Genomic DNA, 6,089 nt, shown 5'->3' with positions numbered 1-6,089 from the left:
AGCATAAACAATCGAATAAAGATCATTAAGCGGATGGCGTACGGTTACCGGGACAGCGAATTCTTTTTCATGAAGATCAAGAGCGTCTTTCCCGGTAATCCGTGAAGAACCAAAGATTTTCTCGGTTGCGATTGTCGGTACCACGGTGCTCGCGCTATGGTCTGCCGGCACTTCAGCGTGACTGCATGCTGGGGGCTACTTCATGTGTGATCGAGGATGGAAATGGACTCCGCAGAAATTCTTGTGCTTCAGGCCAGTTACACCAATCCGGTGCATGCCGAGGCTATTTGTCTGGTGTTGAACCACTACGCCGAGGACCCGATGGGGGGCGGCCAGCCATTACCGGCCAATGTACTGGAGCAACTTCCGGCAGAGCTTGCCCGGCGTCCCCACGCTTTCAGTGTGCTGGCCTTTGTCGGTGGAGAGCCGGCCGGGCTGGTCAATTGCTTCGAGGGATTCTCGACCTTCGCCTGCCGGCCGCTGGTCAATGTGCATGATGTGGCGGTGGTGAAAAAATTTCGCAGCCTGGGCTTGAGCCAGAAAATGCTGCAAAAGGTCGAGGATATTGCCCGTCAGCGCGGCTGCTGCAAGCTCACCCTGGAGGTGCTGGAAGGCAACGCGGTGGCCCAGGGGGCCTATGAAAAAGCCGGTTTCGCTCCCGGCATGTTCGACCCTGCCCATGGGCGGATGCTGTTCTGGACCAAGAGTCTCTGATTCGACAGGCCCAAAAAAGGGCGTCCATCAGGACGCCCGACAGTCTTGTGCGACCCAGGATCATTTTGGTCTGTAGGTTTCAGTCATTTGTGCGGTTTGATCGTCCGGAACCCGCAGCTCGGTGCTTTGGATAGGGTGGCCGAGGGCTTCTTGCTGGGCCAGTCGCAGGCTTTCGTAGTAATAGCGCATGCGTTCGGCTCCTCCTTCGGCAAAAGCGCTGGTTGAGCCCAAGGCCATCAGGCCCGCGAGAATCATTGCGGTGCGTTTCATGGTTTGCCTCCCACTACAGATGTCGGATGCCTTTCGTCCATGAATCAATGAAGCAGTGTCGAAATGGCATTATCCGCCGATTCGGTTAAATGGGAATCAACTTCACCAGCATGAAAAAAGGGGCCGGAAGCGGCCCCTGAAAGGATTACTGCTGGACGACAGCCGGTGGCGTCCTGGGCTTCATCAGGCTGAAGTCGATCAACGCCCGTTGCTCACGCTCATACGGGTTGCCGATCATCAATGGCCGGGCCTTGAAGCTGTCGCTGACCAGGCTCTTGCTGCGATCGAGTTCGTCGAAGCTCAGGCCTGCCAGGTCCGCCCAGGTGTGAATCAGGTGCGAGCTGCTGTAAGGCCGCGAGAGATCACCGGCGAGGTTCCAGTCATGGGCTGCGCGCCATTTCGGCGAAGCCCAGGCCATGAACGGAATGGTGTACATCGGTGCAGTCGGCTTGTTCTCGTTGCGCCCCAGGGTGGCGTGGCCCACGGAATCGAACACGTCTTCACCATGGTCGGACAGGTACAGCAGGAAACCGTTGGGATCGGTCCGGGCGTAGTCCTTGATCAGGCTGGACACCACGAAATCGTTGTACAGCACGGCGTTGTCGTAGCTGTTGTACGTCGGCAACTGGTCATCGCGAATACCGGCAGGTACGCCTTCGCGGTCCTGGAATTTGTCGAAGGTCGACGGGTAGCGGTACTGGTAGCTCATGTGCGTGCCGAGCAAATGCACGACGATGAGTTTGCGCGGTGCCCCGTCGGCCAGGGCCTTGTTGAACGGCTCGATCACGTCGCCATCGTACTGGGCAGCGTTCTGGTTGCGGTTGTTGTTCAGGTACACCTGCTCGTCGGCCTGTTCAGAGAAGGTCGTGAGCATGGTGTTGCGCTTGGTCATGGTCTGTTGGTTGGTGATCCAGAACGTCTTGTAACCCGCCTGTTTCATCATGCTGACCAGCGATGGCGTCGACAGGTACAGGTCGGGGTTTTCTTCGTCGGCGAAGGTCAGGACCTGCTGCAGCGCCTCAATGGTATAGGGGCGCGGGGTGATGACGTTGTCGAAAACGTCCAGTTGATCCTTGAGCTTGTCCAGTTCCGGCGTGGTTGGCCGGGGATAGCCGTACAGGCTCATGCGCTGGCGGTTGGTGGACTCGCCGATCACCAGTACCAGGGTAGCAGGCGTGTTGGCCATGGCGTCCTTGAGGTTGTGCAGCGGTGGAATCTTGCTGGCGCTTTCCAGCATGTCCTGCATTCCGGCCAGGGTGTCGAGGTATCGGTGATAGGCCACGGCCATCTGCCATGGCACCGCGGGTTCGATGCGGGTTTCGAACTTCTCGAAACCGGCGGCGAAACTGCCGGTGCGCTGGGTCTGCTTGATCAGCGGATAGGCGACCACGGCGAACAGGAGGGCTGTTGCCGCGACCAGCGCCTTGCCACGGGACAGGTACACCGGGCGCAGGCGTGTCCACAGGAACCAGGAAAAAGCGCTGTGGGCCAGGAACGCCGGGACCATCCACCAGGCAAAGTACTGGGTCATGTACTCGCCGGCTTCAGCCACGTTCGACTCGAACATGATGAAGATGACGCTCTGGGAAAATTCCTGCTGATAGATGAAGAAATAGCCCAGGCTCGCCATGGAGCAGGCCCACAGCACGACGCCGATCACGGCAGCCATGACACGGGTGTGCCGGGGGAACAGCAACATCGGCGCCAGCCAGATGGCGCTCATGACGAAGGCCTGGCGGAACCCGCTAAAGCCGGAGGTGCCAGTCAGCTGGATCAGTAGTTGGGTAATGCCGGAAAAGTACCAGAAGAATACAAACAGCCAGACGAATCCGGCCCAATCGAAACCTGCCGCAGTGGTTTTACTGCGTTTAAACCAAGACATTCAGCGCTCCAGCCGAGAATTCACTACCACCGCCGGGACTTGGATATCGCGGACGACGAACGAGGGCCGCGCGAAATCGGGCGACCTAAACGAGTAATTATCGTGGGGCAATTGTGAAAATTTTGTGAGATGCCAAAGGCGGCAGGGCGTGAGCCGGTGCGGAAACAGTGCAGACTGCTCCCGCTTCAAAGGAGGGAATCAGGTGAGCGGGGTGCGCTACACCGCAGCCAGGGGCTGCACTTGACTGGCTTGCAGCAATAGCCGCAATTGCGCCAGCTCCTGTTTCAACTGATCGCGTTCGTCCTTCAACTGACGCAATTCATCGCGACGGATAGTGACGTAAAGGGTTTGTGCTGGCAGTGCGGTATGTACTGTGCCCATTGCTCACCTCGCAAATGGCGTGTCTCAACTGTAGGTACGCCTCGAAATCCGGGGCTGATCTACTATCGGCGCCAATTTTGATTTCTTTTGCCCCCAAAGGGAACTTTTTTATTTTTCATGGTCGTTGTGTCTTCGGTTTGATTCCCGACGTTAACCATCAGGATCGGGCACAATGCCCGGAAACTTCACGCCAACGCTCTGGACTAACCTCATGAGTCGCGTTGGGCTATAACCTTTGACACACTTTAATTTGTAGTAGGGAGCATCAGCACATGCAACTCGGGATTATTGGACTGGGCCGCATGGGCGGCAATATTGCGCGGCGCCTGATGCTCAACGGGCACACCACCGTTGTTTACGATCGCAATACCGCCTTTGTCGAAGCCCTGGCCACAGAGGGCTCCACCGGCGTCAGCGATCTGCCGGCGCTGGTCGCCGGCCTGGCCAGGCCGCGTGCGGTCTGGGTCATGCTGCCGGCCGGCGCGCCGACCGAAGAAACCATCGACACCCTGAGCACCTTGCTCGAAGCCGGCGACACCATCATCGACGGTGGCAACACTTTCTATAAGGACGATATCCGCCGGGCGAAGACCCTCTCGGAAAAAGGCCTGCACTACATCGACGTCGGAACGTCCGGCGGCGTCTGGGGCCTGGAGCGCGGTTACTGCATGATGATCGGCGGTGATGCCGAGACCGTTAGGCGCCTCGACCCGCTGTTCGCAACCCTGGCCCCGGGCATGGGCGACATCCCGCGCACCAAGGACCGCAAGTCCGGCGACGATCGTGCCGAACGTGGTTACATTCACGCCGGTCCGGCCGGTTCCGGGCATTTCGTGAAGATGATCCACAACGGCATTGAATACGGGATGATGCAGGCGTTTGCAGAGGGCTTCGATATCCTCAAGACCAAAAATAGCGAGAACCTGCCGCAAGACCAGCGTTTCGACCTGAACGTCGCCGACATCGCTGAAGTGTGGCGCCGTGGCAGCGTGGTGTCCTCGTGGTTGCTGGACCTGACAGCCGACGCCCTGGCCAGCGATCCGAAACTTGACGGTTTCTCCGGGTCCGTGGCCGACAGCGGTGAAGGTCAATGGACCATCGAAGCTGCCATGGAGCAAGCGGTGCCGGTGCCGGTGCTGTCGAACTCGCTGTTCTCCCGCTACCGTTCCCGTGGGCAAGGTACCTTTGGCGACAAGGTTCTCTCGGCCCAGCGCTTCGGTTTCGGCGGCCACGTGGAGACCTCGAAAAAATGACCCACGCGATCCGCAGAAAATCCAAGGCTGAACCCGCGCCGCCGACCACGCTATTTCTGTTTGGCGCCCACGGTGACCTGGTCAAGCGTCTGTTGGTACCGGCGTTGTATAACCTCAAGCGCAACGGGTTACTCGGGGATGGACTGCGGATCATCGGCGTTGACCACAACGCCATCAGCGATGAAGGCTTTGCGCAAAAGCTCGAAGAATTCATTCGAAACGAGATGGCTGGCAAGGGTGACCACACCCTTGATCCAGCGGTCTGGTCCAGACTCGCCAAAGGCATCAGCTACGTCCAGGGCGATTTCCTGGACGACAGCACTTATCAAGCGCTGGCGGCGAAAATCGCCGACAGTGGTACCGGCAATGCGGTGTTCTATCTGGCCACCGCACCGCGTTTCTTCAGTGAAGTGGCGCGTCGCCTCGGTTCGGCCGGCTTGCTGGAAGAAACCCCCGAGGCCTTCAGAAGGGTGGTGATCGAAAAACCCTTCGGCTCCGACCTGCATACGGCCGAAGCCTTGAACGCTTGCCTGCTCAAGGTGATGACGGAAAAGCAGATCTATCGCATTGACCATTACCTGGGCAAGGAGACCGTGCAGAACATCCTGGTCAGCCGGTTCTCCAATAGCCTGTTCGAAGCGTTCTGGAACAATCACTACATCGACCACGTGCAGATCACCGCCGCGGAAACCGTCGGCGTGGAAACCCGTGGCAGTTTCTATGAGCACACCGGCGCACTGCGGGACATGGTGCCCAATCACCTGTTCCAGTTGCTGGCGATGGTGGCGATGGAACCGCCCGCGGCGTTTGGTGCCGATGCGGTGCGCGGCGAGAAAGCCAAGGTCGTTGGCGCGATCCGTCCCTGGACGGTGGAGGAGGCCCGCGCCAACTCGGTGCGCGGCCAATACGCCGCGGGTGAGATCGACGGCAATGCACTGCCGGGCTACCGCGAGGAAAACAACGTCGCCCCCGACAGCAATACCGAAACCTATGTGGCCCTCAAGGTCATGATCGATAACTGGCGCTGGGTCGGCGTGCCGTTCTACCTGCGCACCGGCAAGCGCATGAGCGTGCGTGACACCGAGATCGTGATCTGTTTCAAGCCGGCGCCCTATGCACAGTTCCGCGATACCGAGGTCGATGAGCTGCAGCCGACCTATCTGCGCATTCAGATCCAGCCGAACGAAGGCATGTGGTTCGACCTGCTGGCCAAGCGTCCCGGTCAGGCCCTGAAAATGGACAACATCGAGCTGGGGTTCGCCTACAAGGACTTCTTCGAGATGCAGCCGTCCACCGGCTACGAGACCCTGATCTACGATTGCCTGACGGGCGACCAGACGCTGTTCCAGCGCGCCGACAACATCGAAAATGGTTGGCGCGCAGTGCAACCGTTCCTGGATGCCTGGCAGCAGGATTCCACCGTGCAGCAATATGCCGCCGGGGAAAACGGCCCCAAGGCCGGCGAAGAACTGCTGACTCGCGACGGCCGCGTCTGGCACCGTCTCGGATGAGCGAGCGTCAGTCTCATTGAGTCATGCAAAAAACTAATGAAATGGCTACCCCGCTGTCCCCTGTGTTCGCCCACTAAG

Annotated in this window: 7 protein-coding genes; 4 read left to right on the top strand and 3 right to left on the bottom strand. The window is 59.1% G+C overall.

What is annotated here, in order from left to right; genetic code table 11:
* The coding region (locus ACM6IT_RS17925) for a transposase (RefSeq protein ID WP_414918442.1) at positions 1-105 on the top strand (105 nt) is incomplete at its 5' end.
* Positions 106-222: 117 nt separating this feature from the next.
* Positions 223-714, top strand: coding sequence for a GNAT family N-acetyltransferase (locus ACM6IT_RS17920; protein ID WP_223540939.1), 492 nt, complete (start codon positions 223-225; stop codon positions 712-714).
* 60 nt (positions 715-774) lie between these two features.
* Here the strand turns inward: ACM6IT_RS17920 and ACM6IT_RS17915 are convergent, their stop codons facing one another.
* The 3 genes from ACM6IT_RS17915 to ACM6IT_RS17905 all read right to left on the bottom strand — a co-directional run bounded on the left by ACM6IT_RS17915 (position 775) and on the right by ACM6IT_RS17905 (position 3,247).
* A complete protein-coding gene (locus ACM6IT_RS17915; protein ID WP_008053741.1) occupies positions 775-984 on the bottom strand; it encodes a hypothetical protein in 210 nt (69 codons plus the stop codon).
* Positions 985-1,129: 145 nt separating this feature from the next.
* Positions 1,130-2,866 carry a phosphoethanolamine transferase CptA gene (locus ACM6IT_RS17910; RefSeq protein ID WP_223540940.1) on the bottom strand — a complete coding sequence of 579 codons (1,737 nt, stop codon included), beginning with the start codon at positions 2,864-2,866 and terminating at the stop codon, positions 1,130-1,132.
* Positions 2,867-3,082: 216 nt separating this feature from the next.
* Positions 3,083-3,247 carry a DUF6026 family protein gene (locus ACM6IT_RS17905; protein WP_177336471.1) on the bottom strand — a complete coding sequence of 55 codons (165 nt, stop codon included), beginning with the start codon at positions 3,245-3,247 and terminating at the stop codon, positions 3,083-3,085.
* A gap of 272 nt (positions 3,248-3,519) precedes the next feature.
* Here ACM6IT_RS17905 and gnd point away from each other — a divergent pair, with 272 nt between their 5' ends.
* Together gnd and zwf are read left to right on the top strand one after the other, a co-directional pair.
* Complete coding sequence (gnd, locus tag ACM6IT_RS17900; RefSeq protein ID WP_414918440.1) at positions 3,520-4,500, top strand: phosphogluconate dehydrogenase (NAD(+)-dependent, decarboxylating); 981 nt, start codon at positions 3,520-3,522, stop codon at positions 4,498-4,500.
* Complete coding sequence (gene zwf / locus ACM6IT_RS17895; RefSeq protein WP_414914414.1) at positions 4,497-6,011, top strand: glucose-6-phosphate dehydrogenase; 1,515 nt, start codon at positions 4,497-4,499, stop codon at positions 6,009-6,011. The genes gnd and zwf overlap by 4 nt, the downstream gene beginning before the upstream one ends.
* The last annotated feature ends 78 nt before the right edge of the window (positions 6,012-6,089 follow it).

The organism is Pseudomonas sp. IT-P4, from assembly GCF_949767755.1.
In the GTDB taxonomy this organism is placed as follows: domain Bacteria; phylum Pseudomonadota; class Gammaproteobacteria; order Pseudomonadales; family Pseudomonadaceae; genus Aquipseudomonas; species Aquipseudomonas monachiensis.
Note: the sequence above shows the minus strand (reverse complement) of the source record. Positions and strands in the feature narration are given on the sequence as shown.

What these genes read in the sequence shown, in the direction of transcription:
- zwf (WP_414914414.1), top strand. Translation starts at nt 4,497, where the DNA reads ATGACCCACGCGATCCGCAGAAAATCCAAGGCTGAACCCGCGCCGCCG.
- ACM6IT_RS17920 (WP_223540939.1), top strand. Translation starts at nt 223, where the DNA reads ATGGACTCCGCAGAAATTCTTGTGCTTCAGGCCAGTTACACCAATCCG.
- gnd (WP_414918440.1), top strand. Translation starts at nt 3,520, where the DNA reads ATGCAACTCGGGATTATTGGACTGGGCCGCATGGGCGGCAATATTGCG.
- ACM6IT_RS17910 (WP_223540940.1), bottom strand. Translation starts at nt 2,866, where the DNA reads ATGTCTTGGTTTAAACGCAGTAAAACCACTGCGGCAGGTTTCGATTGG.
- ACM6IT_RS17915 (WP_008053741.1), bottom strand. Translation starts at nt 984, where the DNA reads ATGAAACGCACCGCAATGATTCTCGCGGGCCTGATGGCCTTGGGCTCA.
- ACM6IT_RS17905 (WP_177336471.1), bottom strand. Translation starts at nt 3,247, where the DNA reads ATGGGCACAGTACATACCGCACTGCCAGCACAAACCCTTTACGTCACT.